Source organism: Pedobacter sp. GQ55, from assembly GCF_059758925.1.
Genome location: NZ_JCAXEI010000020.1, coordinates 15,365 through 34,820 on the forward strand (window position 1 = coordinate 15,365; position 19,456 = coordinate 34,820).

The 19,456-nt window shown below is 42.7% G+C and carries 19 protein-coding genes; 3 read left to right on the forward strand and 16 right to left on the reverse strand.

The features are described 5' to 3' along the window. Positions 1-37: 37 nt before the first annotated feature. The 5 genes from AC6CH7_RS26130 to AC6CH7_RS26150 all read right to left on the reverse strand — a co-directional run bounded on the left by AC6CH7_RS26130 (position 38) and on the right by AC6CH7_RS26150 (position 9,607). Positions 38-2,656 (reverse strand): metallophosphoesterase, encoded by a 2,619-nt coding sequence (locus AC6CH7_RS26130; RefSeq protein ID WP_498265500.1) that lies wholly within the window; start codon positions 2,654-2,656, stop codon positions 38-40. 17 nt (positions 2,657-2,673) lie between these two features. Continuing rightward, a complete protein-coding gene (locus tag AC6CH7_RS26135; RefSeq protein WP_498265501.1) occupies positions 2,674-4,083 on the reverse strand; it encodes a RagB/SusD family nutrient uptake outer membrane protein in 1,410 nt (469 codons plus the stop codon). Between the two features lie 10 nt (positions 4,084-4,093). Next, positions 4,094-7,480 carry a SusC/RagA family TonB-linked outer membrane protein gene (locus tag AC6CH7_RS26140; protein WP_498265502.1) on the reverse strand — a complete coding sequence of 1,129 codons (3,387 nt, stop codon included), beginning with the start codon at positions 7,478-7,480 and terminating at the stop codon, positions 4,094-4,096. A gap of 274 nt (positions 7,481-7,754) precedes the next feature. After that, complete coding sequence (locus AC6CH7_RS26145; protein WP_498265503.1) at positions 7,755-8,930, reverse strand: FecR family protein; 1,176 nt, start codon at positions 8,928-8,930, stop codon at positions 7,755-7,757. 98 nt (positions 8,931-9,028) lie between these two features. Continuing rightward, a complete protein-coding gene (locus AC6CH7_RS26150; RefSeq protein WP_498265504.1) occupies positions 9,029-9,607 on the reverse strand; it encodes an RNA polymerase sigma factor in 579 nt (192 codons plus the stop codon). Between the two features lie 244 nt (positions 9,608-9,851). Between AC6CH7_RS26150 and AC6CH7_RS26155 the strand changes: the two genes are divergently transcribed. Continuing rightward, on the forward strand, positions 9,852-10,544 hold the full coding sequence (locus AC6CH7_RS26155; protein ID WP_498265505.1) for a ComF family protein: 693 nt from the start codon (positions 9,852-9,854) through the stop codon (positions 10,542-10,544). A 112-nt stretch (positions 10,545-10,656) separates the two neighbouring features. Continuing rightward, positions 10,657-11,445 carry a nuclear transport factor 2 family protein gene (locus tag AC6CH7_RS26160; protein ID WP_498265506.1) on the forward strand — a complete coding sequence of 263 codons (789 nt, stop codon included), beginning with the start codon at positions 10,657-10,659 and terminating at the stop codon, positions 11,443-11,445. A 345-nt stretch (positions 11,446-11,790) separates the two neighbouring features. On the opposite strand, the gene AC6CH7_RS26165 is transcribed toward AC6CH7_RS26160, so the two are convergent. The 3 genes from AC6CH7_RS26165 to AC6CH7_RS26175 are packed head-to-tail and all read right to left on the reverse strand — an operon-like array spanning position 11,791 to position 13,212. Next, complete coding sequence (locus tag AC6CH7_RS26165) at positions 11,791-12,738, reverse strand: DUF72 domain-containing protein (RefSeq protein ID WP_498265507.1); 948 nt, start codon at positions 12,736-12,738, stop codon at positions 11,791-11,793. Between the two features lie 2 nt (positions 12,739-12,740). Beyond that, positions 12,741-12,968: a hypothetical protein gene (locus AC6CH7_RS26170; RefSeq protein WP_498265508.1), complete on the reverse strand. Its 228-nt coding sequence runs from the start codon at positions 12,966-12,968 to the stop codon at positions 12,741-12,743. A gap of 34 nt (positions 12,969-13,002) precedes the next feature. Then, the gene (locus AC6CH7_RS26175) at positions 13,003-13,212 is read right to left on the reverse strand and encodes a hypothetical protein (protein WP_498265509.1); all 210 of its coding nucleotides are present in this window, start codon (positions 13,210-13,212) and stop codon (positions 13,003-13,005) included. An 80-nt stretch (positions 13,213-13,292) separates the two neighbouring features. Here AC6CH7_RS26175 and AC6CH7_RS26180 point away from each other — a divergent pair, with 80 nt between their 5' ends. Next, positions 13,293-13,571 (forward strand): hypothetical protein, encoded by a 279-nt coding sequence (locus AC6CH7_RS26180; RefSeq protein WP_498265510.1) that lies wholly within the window; start codon positions 13,293-13,295, stop codon positions 13,569-13,571. Positions 13,572-13,584: 13 nt separating this feature from the next. On the opposite strand, the gene AC6CH7_RS26185 is transcribed toward AC6CH7_RS26180, so the two are convergent. The 8 genes from AC6CH7_RS26185 to AC6CH7_RS26220 form a co-directional block, all read right to left on the reverse strand. Beyond that, complete coding sequence (locus tag AC6CH7_RS26185; RefSeq protein WP_498265511.1) at positions 13,585-14,373, reverse strand: SOS response-associated peptidase; 789 nt, start codon at positions 14,371-14,373, stop codon at positions 13,585-13,587. 52 nt (positions 14,374-14,425) lie between these two features. Beyond that, positions 14,426-15,205 carry a DNA-formamidopyrimidine glycosylase family protein gene (locus tag AC6CH7_RS26190; RefSeq protein WP_498265512.1) on the reverse strand — a complete coding sequence of 260 codons (780 nt, stop codon included), beginning with the start codon at positions 15,203-15,205 and terminating at the stop codon, positions 14,426-14,428. Positions 15,206-15,207: 2 nt separating this feature from the next. Further along, entirely contained in the window at positions 15,208-15,939 is a 732-nt protein-coding gene (locus AC6CH7_RS26195; protein WP_498265513.1) for a DUF3606 domain-containing protein, read from the reverse strand. After that, positions 15,929-16,255 carry a hypothetical protein gene (locus AC6CH7_RS26200; protein WP_498265514.1) on the reverse strand — a complete coding sequence of 109 codons (327 nt, stop codon included), beginning with the start codon at positions 16,253-16,255 and terminating at the stop codon, positions 15,929-15,931. The genes AC6CH7_RS26195 and AC6CH7_RS26200 overlap by 11 nt, the downstream gene beginning before the upstream one ends. Continuing rightward, complete coding sequence (locus AC6CH7_RS26205; protein WP_498265515.1) at positions 16,252-16,626, reverse strand: hypothetical protein; 375 nt, start codon at positions 16,624-16,626, stop codon at positions 16,252-16,254. The genes AC6CH7_RS26200 and AC6CH7_RS26205 overlap by 4 nt, the downstream gene beginning before the upstream one ends. Position 16,627: 1 nt before the next feature. Continuing rightward, the gene (locus tag AC6CH7_RS26210; RefSeq protein WP_498265516.1) at positions 16,628-17,905 is read right to left on the reverse strand and encodes a Y-family DNA polymerase; all 1,278 of its coding nucleotides are present in this window, start codon (positions 17,903-17,905) and stop codon (positions 16,628-16,630) included. Continuing rightward, complete coding sequence (locus AC6CH7_RS26215; protein ID WP_498265517.1) at positions 17,868-18,338, reverse strand: LexA family protein; 471 nt, start codon at positions 18,336-18,338, stop codon at positions 17,868-17,870. The genes AC6CH7_RS26210 and AC6CH7_RS26215 overlap by 38 nt, the downstream gene beginning before the upstream one ends. 331 nt (positions 18,339-18,669) lie before the next feature. Further along, the gene (locus AC6CH7_RS26220) at positions 18,670-19,452 is read right to left on the reverse strand and encodes a hypothetical protein (RefSeq protein ID WP_498265518.1); all 783 of its coding nucleotides are present in this window, start codon (positions 19,450-19,452) and stop codon (positions 18,670-18,672) included. Positions 19,453-19,456: the final 4 nt, after the last annotated feature.

Consider the following 19,456-nt stretch of genomic DNA (forward strand, 5'->3'; position numbering starts at 1 on the left):
CTGTGTTCCGTGTATGAAATTCCTTGTAGTGCCATTTCTATTCTTCTTTAAACAGGAGGAACTTTTCTCCTTTATAGGTGACGCGGTAGAAGCTCTTGCCTTCGATCAAAAGCGCTTCGGACTGGTCATACGTACTGCTCCCGTGTTTCACATCCGTATTGATCACCTTGTTGTTATAAAGCGTTGTAATCTTATCAGCAACAATGGTATGACCAGTAACGATGTGCTTCGCATCATATTTGATCAGCATACTGTCCACTATGCCTTCAACCCGTTTCAACTGACTGTCAGGAACGCCATAATAACCACGGTACCAGAAAGGACCATAAGACATGCTCATCACTATATTCGTGTTGGAATCAGCATATTTATCCTCTCCAAGATCATTGTCATAATATGGACGTGCCAAGCGGTTGATATCTGCAATACTCATTGCGGACTGGTTGATTTTTGATGAAAAGCCACCATGTGCAAACAACAAGTCGCCAATTTTCTCGGCTACATTTTTTGTGCGAAGCCATTTACCCAATTCAGTATTTTCTGCATAAAGCTGGTTGATCGTCTTACCAATGATCTTTGCGCTCTCCTTATACTTATCCTTGACATATTTGAAATTGCCCTGCAGATTCATGATCTCGTGATTACCCAATATAAAGTGCACTTCACCGCCGGCAGCCTTAGCTTTTTCTTCCAGGGAGTAGATCAGCCACAGACATTCCGTAACCTGTTCACCGCGGTCAAACATATCACCGGTAAATACGAGGTGACCATTGCCAAATGTCCAGTTGTAATTTCCGTCTATAATCTTATTGTTTTGCAATAACATCCGGAATTTATCGAAATTACCTTCTATGTCTGACAACGCAAAAAGTTTTTCAGGCCTTGCAGATTCTGAAGCCTGTACCGACAGCACTTTTTGCAAGGAGGCGTCAAAGGTTTTTCCGTATTGGTCAGTTTGAATCTTTAAGGTACTTGCTGTAGTTTTAGCAAACTGATCACCATTAATCGTATAGGCTGTTTTGCGGCCATTTTCTTCGAAAACATAAGGTCCATCCCTCATCAAAACCAATTCCTTTTCAATCAACGCAATCAAAGCTTGGTTGTTCACTCTAGGATCCGCCTTTTTAGGCACCCTCATCACCCGTCCCGAAGCAGTCACGAACAACAAAGTAGGATACCCCGTAATGTCCATATCCTTTATCAGTTTATGTTTATCACCCTGACCACCTGTGTACACATGAAAACTTGATTTGGAAGTATATTTTCCTTGGAGAATACTGTTTTGCCATTGCGGTTTTTGCTGATCTATAGACACGCTTACAAAAAGTACATCCTGATTCCCCATGAAATGCTCTTCTACTTTGGCCAATGCCGGAGCCATCTGCACGCATCCAGTACAGCCTGTAAACCAGAAATCAAAAATAACCACTTTTCCTTTGAGCTCTGCCTGCGTAAAAGATCTATCTTCAACGGTTTTCAGGCTAAAATCCTTTATAAAAGTATTACCGAGAAACTCCTTTCGCCATTTATCTTCTGCGCTTTTTACCACGGCAAGAAACCCTGGATCAGACAATTTCAGTTGGTAAAAATCAGCAAGTATACCCTCAATTTTTGAATCAAAGCCATCTTCAAAATAGTCAGATACCTGGAACATGAAAGACAAAACCTGGTCTCGTTTACGGCCTGAGTACATATGCTTGGCCAAGTGATAACGCGCCACCCGGTCATGGTTCTTTGTCGAGCCAATCAAAAATGTCTGTCCCTTCTTTTCGGGATAAAACCACCCGGCTTGTCTATGAAGTTTGAGACCTAGAATGCGATATAAGTAATACGGGTCTCTTACTTCCCCGGCCCTATTCTGCAACCAAGCGGCGGCTTCACTGTTCATCGTATTATCGTAAATATTACATAGTTCTTTATTACCCAGACCCAGTTTATGCTGTGTCCAGTCATTCGGATTAACGTTCTCACTGAGAAAATCAAACTTCCTTGCCCGCAAAAACTCTACATCATTGTATGCACCTTCTTTAATGACATTAAACGCATAGCCGGATATTTTTTGCCGATATACCTTAAGCAAACGATCTATATGAACCAGCTTTTCGTTGAGAACTTTAGTCCAAAACAAATAATTATCCAAAGAAGCAGGCACCTCCGTCTGATACTTCACACCAAAGATTCCGTTTGCCCGGTCGAGACTGTCCATTGCCGAACTGATTTTATAGATCAATTCAAACTTTGAAGCTGCTTTACCAGAAAAAAATGGAATCCCGTTCCTATAAGAAATGTTAATATCATCACCGGGTTCCAGGAAAAAGAGCGCAAGTGGTCTGTGTCCATCGGTACGTAAAATTCTTCTATCCAAAAATGCACCCCAGACATACATTGGCTGAGAAACCTTCGTGTTGAAACTTATTTTCCGCTTTAAAACTGCCACATTTTTCGTGATAAGTTTATCATCAGAAAAATGCTTTCCTAATGATACCACTGAAGTTGGAAACAGCGTAATCTCCATTTCCTGCGCGTTGTATCCCGGTGGGGCATCCCCATTAACTTTAATGATCTGATCATTCCCTGTTTTGATTTTCACCTTCGTAAATACTGATGAGGAAAGCAACATCAGAACAATTCCTATACTTATATGTCTTAACTTCATTTTGATTATTTTGATTTTTAATACCCCTTATTCTGTTGCAGGCCCATTAATTCAACCTCCCTTGTTGGGATTGGGGTAATAGCCTTGTCACTTCCATAAGACAAGCGTGTCTGGGCATTGTCGTACACATCCGTGCGGTTCACATCCATTCTTAAGCGCTGCAAATCAAAAAAACGCAGATTCTCAAAACAAAGCTCTTTTCTGCGTTCCTTATAAATGCGGCTTAAAAGCTCCGCGCCTGTTACGGTAATCTCAACAGCAGAAGCATCTGCACGTTTGATCACCTGGTTGAGAAATTGCCTCGAGGATGATTCATCTCCTGTTTTGGCTGCCGCCTCTGCGGCGGTCAAAAACATTTCTGAAGACCGTACTACCGGCTCATAATAGTCGGCACTCGGTACAGTTCTCAATGAAGGGCTTCCCGTGGTACTGGAAGGAATCTTGCTGATTTCCCAGTTGTCATTATTTTTAACCACCCAGTTCGAACGTGCATCGGTCCCGTTTTCCTTCAAAATTGTAGCCAGGTCGTCGGTAGCATAAAATAAGAAATAAGGATCCTTTGCATAGAGACCAAAAAAATTGCTTTCAGGTTTTTCCGAAGGTGTTAAGTGAAATAGTACTTCAGTATCAGCAATAGGCTTATTGTAATAAAGTTCATTTGGATAACCTTTGGCCACGGTCATCAGTGGGCGTGCAACACAGAGCTCCCTCGCCAAACTCAAGGCATTCGCATAATCTCCCTTAAACAAATAAATTCTGGACAGTAGTGCTTTTGCTGCCTCCAGGTTCATATACCGAATATCCGTAGATGAGGTTCTGTTCATCAGTTCAACCGCCTTTGTCAGGTCAGTAATCATCGCCTCGTAATCCTCTTTCACCGTTTGCCTGGTATATTGCTGGGAAATATCTGAGGTAGTGATATATGGAATCCCGGGATGTGACGCATCAGTAGAGTAACCGTAAGGTTGCGCAAATATGCCAATCAGATTAAAATGTGCCAGTGCTCTTAAAGCGTAAGCCTGGCCTTTCATGTAGTCCGCCTTAGTAGGATTCTCTTTCCTGTAACGTTCTATATCATTTATAATAAATGAACTCGATCTGGCGATACGATAATTTGAGCGCCAATAGCCAGTAAGAAAACTTTCTGTCTCAACTTTTTGCGACCAGTTATATATTTCCATAAAAACCGGGTCATTAATTTTAACATTATCCGCAACATATTCCGGGTAGGCCGCAAGATAGCCGATGTTACTGTTACTCATTTGAAGATAAATACCATTTTGATATTCATTCATGCTATTGAGATCATTAACATAATTTTCCCGGTATAGTTCAGAAGTCTCGGCGATGTCGAGAAAATCTTTTTTGCAGGAAAAAAATGCAGTTACACACATTATTAGTAGGAGTTTATAAATTGTTTTTTTCATCGTCCTTAATTTAAAGTGAGATATTGATGCCTAAGCTATAAGTTCTCGACTGCGGGTAAAGTAGATTTTGTCCTGATCCAAAAGCATCTATGTTTTCTGGGTCTTGTCCTGAGTACTTCGTCCACAAAGCCAGGTTTGTACCCTGGACAAACACCTTTGCGTTACTTATATGAAGTCTTCTTAAAAGAGATGCAGGCAGATCACAACCTAAACTGAGATTGCTAAGTCTTACAAAATTGCCATTAAAAAGTCTTCTGGTTGAAAAATTATTTGTAGGATCGATAACCGTTTGTTGACCTGGAAGTGTTATCCTGCCCTGAAATAAACGGCGTGGATTTATCGAATTCTCACCGGTACTTCTCCAATGATTTAATGCCGCAGTACTTTGGTTGATGTATGGATCAAAGCCATCATTTTGTGAAACGGCATTCGATACTAGTATCTCTGATCCATATTGAAAGTAGAGCATACCTGACAAAGTAAATCTCTTATAGCTGAACATGTTGGTAAAACTACCAATTCCATCAGGCTGTGATTTTCCAGCTATGATATACTTCAAATTGGTATAGTTCTCCGTCATGTTCCCGTTGACATCTAGCCACTGTGGACGGCCATTTTGAGAATTCACACCAGCCCAAACCGGCAGATAAAATGAATTATATTCCTCACCCACTTTGTTAATGAGATAGCTGCCAGGTCCTCCAGCGGGTTTGGATTCGTGGTAGAAAGATTTTGTCAGCATATTTCTGTTCCTACTCCAGTTTATTACGGTGTTCCAGGTAAAATCTTTTGAACGGGCCAAATCAGCGGAAAGACTAAGTTCCAGTCCTGTATTTTTGATATCTCCAATATTGGCATTATAAGAACCGAAACCAGCAGACTCAGGGAGCGGTAACGTTGCAATAAAATTCTTAGTTTCACGCTTGTAAACATCGGCTGTAAAAAACACACGATTCTTTAAGAACCTTAATTCCAAGCCTGCATTCCAGACGAATGTTTGCTCCCACTTGATACTAGAATTACCGGTTAGGGATGTCACATCCCCTGGTGTTACAGCTGGTGCACCCAGAAAGTTATAAAGCAACAATTGATTCAACCGGTAATATTCTTCAATACCAGCAGAATTCCCCGCTGGTCCAAAACTTCCACGCAGTTTCAGATAGTTCAACCATGGATCCATCGATTTCACAAAAGCTTCCTCGCTCAGGACATATGCTCCACCCATAGACCAGTAAGTACCATATCGATTGTTGGGACCGAAACGGGAAGAACCGTCAGTTCTTGCAGACCCTGTCACAAAATATCTATTCAGCAATCCATAGTTGAGCTGGCTGAAATAAGAAACTTGGCGTTGCCTGTCAAGTTTTTCTTCTCCACTAGTAGGTGTCTGTCTGCTGACAACTTCCAAGCCAGGGTTGCTAGCAATATTTGTGATACCGATAAATAACGATCCATTATTTTGTAATTGCACCTCCTGTCCAGCAAGAATATTCAGACTATGGATTTCGTTGATCACTTTAGTGAAATTCAATGTATTGGTAACAATCAAACCAGTTGTATTCACTTCATGCGATTCTATTTTTCCAGGAGTGGTCAAACTAAATGATCCTGTTGCCAGATATGGATGAAACTTCATTTTTTGCTTATTAAGCATAAAATCAAATCCTATAGCAGAAGAAATTGTAAAATATTTCAGGAATTTGGCTTCCAGATAGCCTTTACCTAACCCCCGGTATGCATTGTTCCTATTGATATTGAGTTCAAGTTCCGCCAAAGGATTTGGAGATAAATAGACAAAGGAAGACGTGTTGCCATATGCTCCGTAGCGGTAATTATAGATCATTTGCCCGTTTTCGCTATAGATAGGATTCAGTGGGGACATTAGCTGACTACTTCTGAAAACATCTTCATTTACAAAGTCCTGCACATTATAAGACATAGTGGTATTTATACCAAATTTCAGCCATTGGGCAGGTTTGTTTTCATAATTGAACCGGAATGAACTGCGCTGGTACCCGCTGTTTTTAATCACTCCTTTTTGACCGGTATGTTCCAGGTTGAAATAAAAATTTGACTGGTCATTTCCTCCGGAAACATTAAGTTCATCACTATGGGTTACCGCTACTTGATTGGAAACCGCGTTTACCCAATCAGCCTGGGGATAAAAACTGCCATCAGTCCGAAGTGGAAACTCAGCTTTCAGTTTATTGATTACCTGCTCCCTGGTTGTACCTGGATTAGAAGTCTGGTAGGTTTCCACAAAAAGATCAATATACTGTGCCTGGTTTAGCATTTGCTCGCCATTATCTTCCCTGGTTGCGATATCAGTCTGGTGCCTAGCCGTATATCTTGTTCTGCCAGCTTTACCCTTTTTAGTAGTGACCAAGATGACCCCGTTACTTGCCTTTGACCCATAAAGCGCTACAGAAGAAGCGTCTTTCAGCACTGAAATGGACTCAATGTCTGATGGGTTTAGATGTGCAAGTGGGTTGCTGGTTTGAGCCAAAGTCTGATTTTGTCTTATACTATTCAGACTCATAGTTGGAGTTTGCGAAACAGGTACACCGTCTATAACTATCAGTGGATTACGAACGGGATTACCGTCTAATCCGCTTCCTCCAGTCGCAATTCCTCTCAAAATAAAATTACTCGGTGCACCACCCGGCTGCCCGCTGCCGCTGGTAATCACTAGCCCCGGTATCAAGCCCTGCAGACTTTTGTCAAAACTTCTGTTTGGTAGGTTTTGGATTTGCTCACCCTTAACAACTGTAACTGCCCCCGTGATCGACCTTTGTTCCTGTTTACCATAGGCCACAACCACTTCTTTTAGCTCAGCAGATTCTTGTTCTAAATAGATGTCCATCTGCTTTTTACTTACAGGAACTTCTTTTATTTTATACCCCACATAACTGACAATCACAATATCATCATCATTAAGGTTGCCAAATGCAAATCTCCCGGATTCGTCCGTCTTCATGGTATAGTTCGATTTTTTTAAACCGATCGTCGCGCCAGTCAGACGGTTTCCTCTTTCATCGTAGACAAAACCAATGACATCAATAGGCGGAGTAAATGCATCAACCACCTTGTGCAGAAAGGAAGGCTCCTTTTCCGTCACAATGATCGCTTTGTTTTTTATCTCATAGGTTAGATTCTGCTTACTAAGCAAATGCTGAAGTGCCGTTTCCAGTGGAACCTTGTTAAAGTTCACACCCACCGGCCCTTTGCTATCCATCAGGTCTGACTCACATAATACAGTATAGCCTGTCTGTTTCCTGATCTGGGTAAACACCTCTTTCAGCGTAATGCTGTTGTCTTTTAGTGTCAGTTGCTGCGCCACCGAAGCCGCGCTGACCTGAACCAAAAACGCCGTCATGATGACGATGATAATTCTCATAATACGCCACAGTTGATTAGATGCGACATATGGAATATTGCATCTAAATAGATGAATAAATTTCATAATTTTACTTCCGTTTTGATTGATTTGCAGCTGCCTGACTCTCGTCGAAAATTGACAGTCAACTGCGTTTTTCTAATAAAATAACTCCGTTTAGGGGTGATAGATCAGAACTTCAACCAGGTCCAGGTGTAGAACCGGGATCTGGTTCTTTACTTTAAGCGAAGGATGGTTAGTCAGAAAGCCTGATTTTTCCGTTTGTCTGGTAAATCTATTTCATCACCAAGATCCTCCTTCCTTCAATCTTAAAGTATATATTTTTGGTTGATTGTAATACATCCAGTACGGAACTGACCTTATCGTACCGGGAAACGCTCCCCCAGTACAGCTTGGTCTTACTCACGCCTTCACTGTAGACGACCTCTACATTGTACCAGCGCTCAATACGGCGCATGATCTGTTCCAATGGCTCGTCTTCAAATACAAATAGGCCGTCTTTCCAGGCGATAGCGTCTTCGGCACTGACCGGTTGTACTCTTATGGTATTGCCAGTCAGTATGGATTGCTGGTTTGGCTGGAGGACTTTGCTAGTACCCCCCGCTGTAATGCGCACACTACCTTCCAGTAAAGTAGTTTTGGTATTCTTTTCACCAGTGTAGCTGCTGATGTTGAAATGCGTACCCAGGACTTCTACTTTCTGTTTGTCTGTTTCCACTATAAATGGATGTATTTTGTCCTTTGCAATCTCAAAATATCCTTCTCCAGTCAAAGTCACACTTCGCTTGTCCCGATTGACAAAACTGGCTGGATATTTCAGTGAAGATTCTGCGTTCAGCCAGACTGTACTTCCATCTGGCAGGCCTACACGATACGTTTCGCCTTTGGCCGTTGACAGTGTATGGTAATCATCTGTTGCCCCCAAAGCTGAAAGTGGCGGATAGATAATCCTTTCATAATCAAGTGCACCAGCATCTGTTTTAGAAACGTTCATGCCTGCCTGCTCCTCCAGTTCCTCATCGGAAACACTCGACAAAACGATCTTTTTACCATTGGCAAGGGTAAGGGTTGCGCCTTGTTTGCCGGGGGCAATGTCATTTTTGTATACGGTTTTATCCGGATCTAACCGGCTATCCTTGCCGTTGAAATAAAACAAACCTGCACCAATAACTGCAATGAGAGAAGCAGCTGCGGCAATCCGCGGCCACAGCTTTTTATTAGGTTTGCTGTCCGATGCAATTTTATTATTGGAAGTATTTTTATAAATATTATTGAGTATTTCGTTTTTTAAATCGCTCAGCTCTATTTTATTTAGGCCTGAAGTGTAAGAGGAGCGTAGAGAAAACGCTCTATAATAAGCCTCCAAAAATTCAACCTCTTCGGGAGTTGCATTTCCTTGTTCATACTTTTCAAGAATGAGCAGAAACTGTTCTTTTTGAATATGATCCATGTATCACTTTTTAATACACGTGTCACTAAATCAGCATTTTGCCCAGTCACTATGAAAATATATTTTTAACGGAGTTTAAGCTATAAAATGGGATATGCTTACTTACCGCTGAGAAACAATAGTACGTGAAATAGTACCAATGCAGTTTTCAGCTTACCCAACGCCCGGCCTAGATGATTCCGAACTGTTTTTGGGGAGATTTGCAATGCAGACGCAATTTCCTCTGGAGTAAGGTTTTCCTCATAGCGCATTTTAAATATGACCCGCTGTTGTTCAGGAAGGGCATCAATCATGGCTTGATAGGTTCTTTGCAATTCTGAGCTCAGAATTTTAGCATCAGCGTGGTCACCGTGGCTTTCGAGTTCCAGCATTATTTCTGGAATCGGGACAAAGTTCCCTTGTTTTTTGATCTGCCTGTAGACCTGATTTCTAACGACAGTGTTTAGCCATGCTGGAAAATTTGCTATGGGATTATCGGTAGCTCTTGTCCAAAGGTAAGTAAACACTTCCTGGGCAACGTCTTTTGCTTGGTCGATATCACCCAGCCTCCGAAAAGCTTCATCCAGCACATCCGCCCAGTACTTTTCGTACAAGGCTTCAAAGGCCATACTTTTGCCATCCCTCAATTGAGAGAGCAATAGGGTATCCTCAGAACTATGAACCTTTCCAGTTAACATGAAAATAAAAAATCAGTTGGTTATTTCCCCTGTTATAAATCTCGCAATTTAAATTACAAATGTGTATAATTTAAAATGAAATCTGTTAAGCTCAGCATGTTATCAAATTATTAAATAGCTTGTCGGTCTGAGGGAAAGGAATTTTAAGTCAAAGAAAATCAGATCGATAAAAAATATTTAGTTGAAATATTAACGGTCGGATTGGTGATATATATACTTTAGTCCGTACCATCTATAAAAGTAAATGGAGCGGAAAATTAAATTTGATGAACGAGGATTCATCAAGCTTTGGCATTTATTTTATTATTTCCCCAGGAAATCGAACTGGGATAATAATGCGCAATTGATTCTTGATTTCAAGAACGATAGTCCCTCTGCAACGGCATATCTATTGGAGTGTGCGCTTCGGGAATTGCGGGCTCACCAACTGAAGGAGGAGATCATTGTGATCAGGGCTTTGAGGAGTACTGAACTGAAGGCTGGGGATGAAAAAGTGACTGCTATGGATACGCTAGGGCAGGGGATTGCCACCGGGATCCAAGGTATATATATTCCGCAGTTGTTGTGTAAAAAGCGTATAACGAAGCCCTTGAAAGGATTTAATGCTTTAGGAAGGGAGCAGGAAATTGCCGGTGTGTATGGATTGCGTGACTTAGGGTTTAGTCTGGAAAATCGGCAGATTATTCTGATAGACGATGTTGTGACTACCGGGGTAACTTCAAGAACCATTGTAGGACAAATAATAGCAAAATACCCATCGGCAAAAATAAATGTCTTTGCATTAGCCTGGACTCCAAGCAAAAATCAGAGACGCATACTATTTGAACAACTATCAGTTGGTCTGGAGGTACGCGAGCCTGTTGCCCAATATGGCAAGTATCCACGTAAATTGGATGATGAAGACTATGAAACTGGAGAAACTTACATAAGATTATAATTTAGAACCGGCTAGCCTCGTGAAACCGGCAACTTCGAAGCGGCATTTGCAAATGACCTGTCCACGTTGAAACATTTTGGATCTTCGGAAGTCTAATTAAAAAGAGATAACAATGAAAATCTACAATAACCTACTCATCCTGACGCTACTAATTTTCGTCAGCACACCAGTTGTACTAAACGCGCAGGAAAATGTTGAAGCGATCCAGCGTACCGTCAGGCAACAAGACAGTTTATTCTGGAAAGGTTACAACGGTTGCGATTCCGCGCTGCAGTCCAGTCTGATCGCAGATGATATTGAATTTTATCATGACAAGGGTGGCATCACCCTGGGTAAAGCTGCCATGCTGAAAAGTATTAAAAACCTGTGCAATGGTGATTTTCGTTTGCGTCGCAAAGCCATAGACAGCACAGTGAAATTGCATTTGCTCCGGGAAAATGATACCGTATATGGCGCATTGTTCACCGGTGAACACGTGTTTTACCTGACACCAAAAGGTAAGCCAGAGCGTCTGGATGGCCACGCTCCATTTGCAAATCTCTGGCTGTTGAAAAACAATCAATGGAAACTTTCCCGAGTATTTAGTTATGACCATGGACCGGCAAAATATATCAATGAACGCGAACCAATATCACTTTCGAAAAATCAGCTACAACAACTGACGGGCAATTACAAAGGCAGTCAAACTGGAAATATGATTGTTGATATTGATGGCGACCACCTTAAATTAACGATAGGTGAAAAAACTTTTTCAATCTATCCAGAAAACGAAAATTCGTTTTTTATGAAAGAACGGGACCTTACGTTTTCATTCAAGAAAAAATCAGGGACCAAAGGTCAACTTATCATCAAAGAGTATGGTGAAACAGTAGAAACGGCAGAGGCAGTTGAACCTAAATAAAATTTAAACCCTCTTGCAACAACAACAAATAATTTTTATTAAAAAGGGTTAGGATTAAAGTGTAGATTTCAAAGTGAAGAGTTGGTAAGAACCGTGTTCCGCGAAAGATTGGCCAAATTCGAAATAATTCTAGATTGATGACCATGTCCTTCAAAAATAGTATCATATTAGTTCATTGGACGTTACTCCATATATTTGATGATAATTCTGATCTAAGCAAAATAGAAGTAGAACACGTTAAGCTCGACTTAAACTTTGCGATCCTATAGGACTAGGAAATGTCGCAGATATTAAATCACCTTGGGGAAGGCCGTTGGGGAAAGATTAATCTTCGAACTAAAAATATCAAAAGCCTGGCAGTGGCGGAGCTATCGTTACCTCAGCAGGGGGGATAAAGCGGATTGGGGGCAGATTTGCATTAAGTTCACTGTTAAACCGGGTTATCGCATACCAGGCAAGTTCCGGGGTGTTTCGCTCGTCGATCGGATTGATCATAAAATAGGCTTTTTGTAATCCCAGATCTACCCACTTTTTAATTCTGGATATCCAATCGTCAATTCTGGCATAATCTGTTTGCAGGTGATCTCCACCTAGGGCTACGAATCTGATGAATACTTCAGGAGTACTCAATTCCATGTGTAATACATCCCTGCGGCCGGCAGTGTCTGTAATGACCGCACCGATACGATTTTCAGCCAGCATACTCAAGTACTGTCGCCTTGCGATAGGATTACCGAACCAGTCCTCATGCCGCACTTCGCAGAAAAACTGCTGATCAGTCGGTAAACTTTTCAGATAGCTTTCCAGTTTCAGAAAATTGTTTGGACCAAAATTATCCCCCATTTGAAGAAAGCAGGGCCCAAGCATATCGCCCAAACGACTAATATTTTCCAGGAACATCTGAGTAGCCACCTCGCAATCCTCCAGCCTTTTGACGTGCGATATGGTTCTAGAGAATTTCGGAAAGAATTTAAAGTTGCGATTCCCGGCATCTTCCACCTTCCGCCTGAATTTATCTACGATATCAGCTGAAGGGATGGAGTAGAATACCGCATTAAGTTCAATACTGTCAAAAATTTTTGCGTATTCAGACAGGAAATTCGCCTCTTTCGTTTTTACAGGATAAAGTACGCCCAGCCATTCCTTCCGACCCCATTTACTCGCGCCCACATAAAATTCCGGCTTGGCCGCTTTTGCCAGTCCACTTAAAGTTTTCAGCGTTTGCGCTCCGTCTGGAGCAAGCTTAAAATCAATCACCGGGATTTCCGAATCCGGCACTTTTCCATAATCCATAGTTATATCTGTTTCATTTCTATCGCATACCCAATTTCATCAACCAATTCCTGACTGATCAGATCACTGGTTGCCCACACCGGTTCGGTATCGATGCCAATGTCCGCAAAGACATTGCAAAGTTTAATTCCTGTTTTATAGACATCGAAGGTACCATCTTCCAGGGGAATAACCAGTAACTGCAAGTCCTGGACTTCGATTTCAAAAGGTTCGTCGATCTCTTCGCTCATCGTTAATTGGTTAAAGGTCCTTTAAGAATTAAAGTTACATGTTATGTTCGGTAATCAGCTCACCAATCTGCTGGACAAAATCAAAGTTCATGTCGTCCTGTGTGTTCCAGATCACCTGGTCGCCCATGGGTTCCGGATAAATTACGCCGAGCTTATTTTCACCTTCCATGACCCGGTATGTCCCATTGTCCTGCGGTTCAATAGTTAAATGGCTTTCCAACAATTGTATATCAAATGAGTTCATAATCATCTTTATTAGTGAACAATTGGTCAAGGAAAGAGTTTGAGTATTCGGGGCTTGAGAAAATTTTGTAATTTGGCCTCATGGCGAACAAAAGAAAATACCGGTATTTACTGCTCCATAAAGTGGGTGGGGATATTACCCGCAGGTCTTTTGAAAAGCGCAGGCTAAACATCGGCAATCTGCCGCCACTTAACCAGTTTGGCCATTTACCCAGGAAACTAAAAAAAAGGTTTTGTAACGCGTACAAAGCTGATCTTGTGCGCCGGAAAGGGATGGCTAAAACTAAGACAGACATCAAAAGGGTACGGTTTTACCTTAGGGTGGAGGCGAACATCAGGAAACTCCGCCGCTCAGCGTAAATACTTAAAAAAACTAACTAAATAAATCAGGCTGGTCAGCAGGTGGCGGTTCTTTCGGAATATTTGGTTTTTTAGGTTTGGGCTCTTTAGGTAATATGGGTTTCATGGTTTCTTCATCGAGATCCAAAGGAAGGGTCAGTTCAATGCCCTTGTTCGGATTTAGCTTGGTAGAGACTTTATTAACTTTCTTGCTTACGCGGTATCGGTGCATCCACTTGTCTGGGAAGGGTACACAAAGTGCTAAAAGTTCATCGACAGAAAGTTTCTTGTTTAGCCAGTTCTTTTCATCGATCTTATGAAGGATCACCGGCATTCTCTTTTTCTCGTGTATTTCGCCAACCAGGTCATTGGCAGCACAGGTCATCATTCCGAAAGTATCGTAATTTGCACCGGTCGGATCAACCCAGCGGCTCCATAAACCGGCAACGCAGAAGGTTTTCCTTCCGGGAACGGTAAAGCGGTAAGGAAGACTTTCACCGTCTTTTCTTTGCCATTCATAAAAGCTGTCCATGATGATCAGGCAGGTCTTGCGGTGGACCATAAGCGGCTTATAGGTCCTTTTCTCCATCACTTCCTCGCTGCGGATATTCCAGGTATCGTAAGTCAGTTTATTGGTTTTGGCATCGTGTGGTATGATGCCAAAATGCATCTTCTGTATGAGATCGGGCTCGTCGGATGTGACGATAAAGCCAAAATCAGTAGGCGCGATGTTAGCATCCGGCTCATAAGGCCCGGTCATCTGGTAGGGGTTCTCTTTAAGAACCTGCTTCTCCTCGGCGGTTAGCGTATAACGGACACACATACTTCTTCAGGTTATCCGAAGATAACAATTTCCCGGCTGAATTGATTTATGGCTATTGAAAGTCTAACTGCTCTACGGTATAATAAGTCTTTCGGCCACCATTTTTATCAACCAGAATCTGATGTCCGGTTGGACTTTCAGTCAGGTTTGGGTTGTGGATCTTTAGAAAATCACGTACCTCGGCATTGAAGCTGTCGGGAATTGCCTTGGTCAAATTCATGATTTCTTTGCGAAGGACTTCGTCAATCGCCTGGTGCAGGTCCTTTACCTTTTTCTCCGGAATCTTTTTAGCTATCGCGAAAGGGGATAGCCTGGCATGCCAGAGGATCTCATCGGCATAGGTGTTGCCGATACCGCGGACAATTTTTTGATCCATAAGTACCTGTTTAACCTGTACGCTTTTTTTGGCCAGCACATTTTTAAAGTAGGTGATGTTAAAATCCTTTGATAAAGCATCTGGTACGTCAACAGGTTCCGGGTTCAAGGTTGGTGTGGCCTGTTTCTGGAAATCGGTCAGGGCAAAGCTGTTGTCGCCTTTGAAATGGAATTCTATGATCTTGAATTTGACCTCGTCATCTTTTTCGATCAGCTGGATCTCGCCATGGAGCATCAGATGGAGACCGAGCACATTTGATCCTCCAAAATGGAGCTGCAGAGTCTTGCCTTCGCGATGGACACTTTGGAGTTGATGGCCTTCCAGTGCAGCTTTCAGCTCCTTTTCCGGTACATTGAGTTTTTTGGCGACGGTGATGTCAAGTTTTTCGAGCGTTTTGTTTTTAAAGCGTTTTTCCAGATTGGCGGCGAAAACTTCTAGATCGGGTAGTTCAGGCATATTTATTTTTGTAAGTAGGTGGTAATATTGTCAACAGATTTTCCAGCAGCAAGAACTGCTTTACGGAGATCGGATTCGCTGAGCTGGAACTGTTCTGCCCAGAAGGCGAGGTCTTCGGGATCATCTACATTTACTTCGAGCGACTTTGCATTGTTATCGATGTCCTCCTGCACTTTTTGCAGAATCTCATTCAGGTACGGTTTTAATTCATCAGGGTAGATTTGCCAGATGTTTGGATTGCTGAAATCCACACACACTTCATCGTTGAAATTGTCCATGTCATCCGGGTTGACTAAACTTCCGTCCGCGTTTGTTGGCGGCGCTGTACCAGCAGAAAGGTAGCCGATCTTTTCAAAATCTTCATTAAATATCGTGTAGTCGCCCGTTGCGCCCATTACATCCTGAACGCGTAAATTTTGTGTTTGGCCGAACAGGTCCAGGGTGATCCGATGTGCTGCGTCAGGATTATTGAAGTGCAGGATGTCAATGAGTTCCTTCCCTCGTTTTATGCTAAAATCATACTCCTCTTTTGGATTGCCGTGCTCAGCAATGTAGGGGGTCAGATATTCATTTAGGGCCTTGACCAAGGGTGCAGAATTAACAGCTTCATTGACATTGATGATAAACCAAGTGAAATCAGCCCCTGCGGTGATCTCGGAGATTTCTGGAAATTTAGCCTTTAAATTGTGGCCCAGGGTCTCCATATTATGTAGGTCCGTGTTTTTAGTTTCCATGTTGCTGCTTTGGACACAAGTTAACAATTAATTCATTGACCTTGTTTAGGTCATTATAAAACAGTTCAGTTCGGAGTATTTTCGCCTGATAAATATTGAACTGGTATACCTGGTCAACCTCGCCGAATTCTGATACCAGATGTACCATATAGCCGTCAAAGTCCAGAATGAATTTTTCTATGGGTACCCGTCCTTTAACCGCTAAATCAAAAACGGTTTCGTTGGCAAGGTTTACTTTCATGATCTCTTTGAATCTTATTTCCAGTACCCGAAGCACTACTGCGGAAAAAACTGGTGTTTTTCTTCTTATTTTCATAGCCCTGTGTTTTTATCTCTGTAATAATCAATCACTTTATTTAAAAATCTTTCTCCTTTGCCGGTTAGGTCGGCCAACTCTTTCTGGTATTGTGCTGTCTTCTGGAGGATCGCTTTCTGAAAGGCATTGTTCCCGCTACGTGGGTCCCGAAGAACCAAATTTGCCAGCAGCTGCTCTACTTCATAATTATTGATGAAACGGCCGGAATATTCTTTGCTGAACTCTTCCGGTGTGTACCAGGAGCCAAATTTTTTATGGTAGAGCCATACTTTTTGGAGCAAAGCTTCAGTGATGATCGGCATCAATCGGTTAAAATCGCCTTGCTTTCGCTGCTCCGGGGTCATTCTGACTGAATTCGGATAATTTGCCATATTAAATTGCTTTTACGATAATGATGTCCTCTATTCTGGTGGTGTATTTCCGGGATAGGAATTCCTGACGCATGAACCATTTTTTTTCATAGCCCATCGCGCCGTAACGGATCGTGTCTTTGCCGTAATCGACATTGAGCTTGTCCATGATCTTTAGCGCCCGCTGCATTTTAGCCTGCTTTTCGGGATTCACTTGCTCAAACACCGAAGCCTGTACCTGGCTCAGCGGCTTCAGGTCTTTAAGTTCAACGCCGACCTTTTCGTAGCGATAGCCTTTGATGAAAATCCTCCGCAGCCCTTTCAGGGCTTCTTTGATGATCACCGCGGTATCGTTGGTTGCGACCGGTAGCTGTATCGTGGTTTCTGTGGTGTACCTTTCGGAAAGTGTCGCAAACTTACTGGTGTGCAGGAACACAAAGATCTTTGCACAGACTGAGTGCTGTCTGCGCAGTTTGAGCGCAGCATTGGCCACATAAGTTGCAAGAGCCTCTTCGATTGGTGCGAGTTCCATTTCCACGCGGCCGAACTTCCTGCCGGTGGTGATGCCTTCCTTGTCAGGGCGGACATATTCCATGGGGATGCAGCGTTCGCCTTTGAGCTCGCGGAAAGTCCGTCGGCCTTGAATAGTCATCAGTTTCAGTACGTAATCCTCTGGCAGCTGGGTAAAATCCCAGGCAGTATACACGCCAGCTTTGACGAGCTTGATGGCATACTGCGGCCCGATACCCCAAACATCGCCGATTTCGGTTGCCCGTAAGCCCTCTTCAATTTTCTCAGGGCTGTCCATCAGGTACACACCGGTTTGACCGTTACGCTTTTTGGCGAGTTTGTTGGCGATCTTTGCCAATGTACGTGTTGGGGCTATACCAATGCAAACTGGAACTCCTGTATATTGCAGGATCTTGGCGCGTAATGCAGTGCCTTCCTTTTCCAGATCGGCAAATTTATGGCCGGTGAGGTCGCAAAAGCATTCGTCGATTGAATAGATCTCCTGGTCGGGAAAGGTTTTGCGCACAATGCCTGTGATCCGGCGCATCATATCCTGGTATAAGGTGTAGTTGGACGAGCGCCACCATAACCTGCCCTGGTCGTGGTGTTCACGCATCATAAAATAGGGCGTGGCCATTTTGATGCCCAACACTTCCTTAGCCTCATTGCTGCGGGAAATGGCGCAGCCGTCGTTATTGCTCAGGACGCAACCAGCCTTATCGCGAAGCTCAGGCTGGAATACCCGTTCGGCACTAACGTAAAAGTTGTTCGAATCTATTAACGCGAGCACTGTTCCTCCTTCTTTGATCTAAAACACTATGTGGTACTACACCCCAGATTTCAAATAGGGTTGCATCTGTTTTCTCAATAGGCGCGAAATACTTGTTGTCTGGCATCAGGTATTCTTTACCGTTCTTCTTATAATACGATCTCAGGATAAATTCATTGTCGATGATGCCCACGACGATGTCGCCCTGATTCGGGGTTAATGAGCGGTCGACCACCAGCAGGTCATTGGGATAAATGCCTGAATCGATCATGCATTCGCCAGTTACCCGGGCGAAAAAAGTGGCTTCTGGATAATGGGAAACGTATTCGTTTAAGTCGATGCGTGCTTCTTCATAGTCAGCGGCTGGACTCTCGAATCCGGCATGAATGGCTTCCGCATATAGCGGAATAAGGGTTTGGGCTGTGCCCCTCCTGAACAGCTTTAACTCTTTCATAACAATCAAAAATTAGGTTTTACAAAGTTATACTAAATATATTAGTAAATTATTAACATTATACTAATAATTTTAGTTTATGTTAGTTTCTCATATTTGGTTAATTATTCGTGGCTTAGGGAAAACAGGTTAAACACAAGTAGAGGAATTAGTCAATCTTTCTTAAATGTATGCACGAGTGAATTACACGTAAAACATATTAAAGCCCATCTGGAAAATGAGTTTACATCACATATTGAGTTAAGTGACGTGAAAGTTGTCGGTAATCTGCCTGTTAATTACAACTATGGCGGGAAGGACCCGCCATTGAAGTGTATGCGCAGAATTTGCCCTAAAATAACAACAGGGGAAAAGAATAATATACAAACTGGGTGCCTATGTCAAAGACCTGCAGGTCATAGATCATTTGCTGTGATGAGGTATAATTTCCCATCAGCAGATTCCCTGAGTAGGGATTTGAAAGATCAAAAGCGGGAGCCAGGAGTTGTCCCTGCTTATTTCTGATGTCGAAGGTATAGGTATTGCTATTGTCATCAAAATCGATCAGCTGAAATTCAGAAAGCTTGCCCTTCAAAATGTTCTCAAACTTTGCAAGCGTGTCTACTTTAACCGGGTTTGCGTTTTCGAACTTTAACAAAGTAACCGTCACCTCATCAGGTAGCGCCTGATCCGGAAGGCCTGGCTGCAACCCGGCCCCGGTATAATAAAATGCAAGCTTTCGCTGGGCAGGGGCGACATTGGCATCTTCTGAAATGATGATTTCAGGTTTTGCACCGGGTTCACTGCTTATTGAAAGTATGGTGACAACGGGTCTTTTCGGCAATGCGATCACCGTATCCAGCAAAAGCTTCTTGTCTGACGCTGACCGGACCTGCAGCTGGCTCTGTCCCTCCTGAATGGTATATAAATAGGCCTGGGCAGGTGTGCTGGTTAATGAGTCTTCCAGTACCGTATTGTTTAAGCTGATGCTATAGGCAGCTGTGCCGAGTGACACGTTCTTGAGCCGGATCTTACCAATAACAGGGGTTTCCCTGAGCACCCCTTCCTTCTTACAGGCGCTTTGCGTTAATGTGAGTATGCAGCAGAATGTGATGATATATGCTTTAAATCTCATGTTT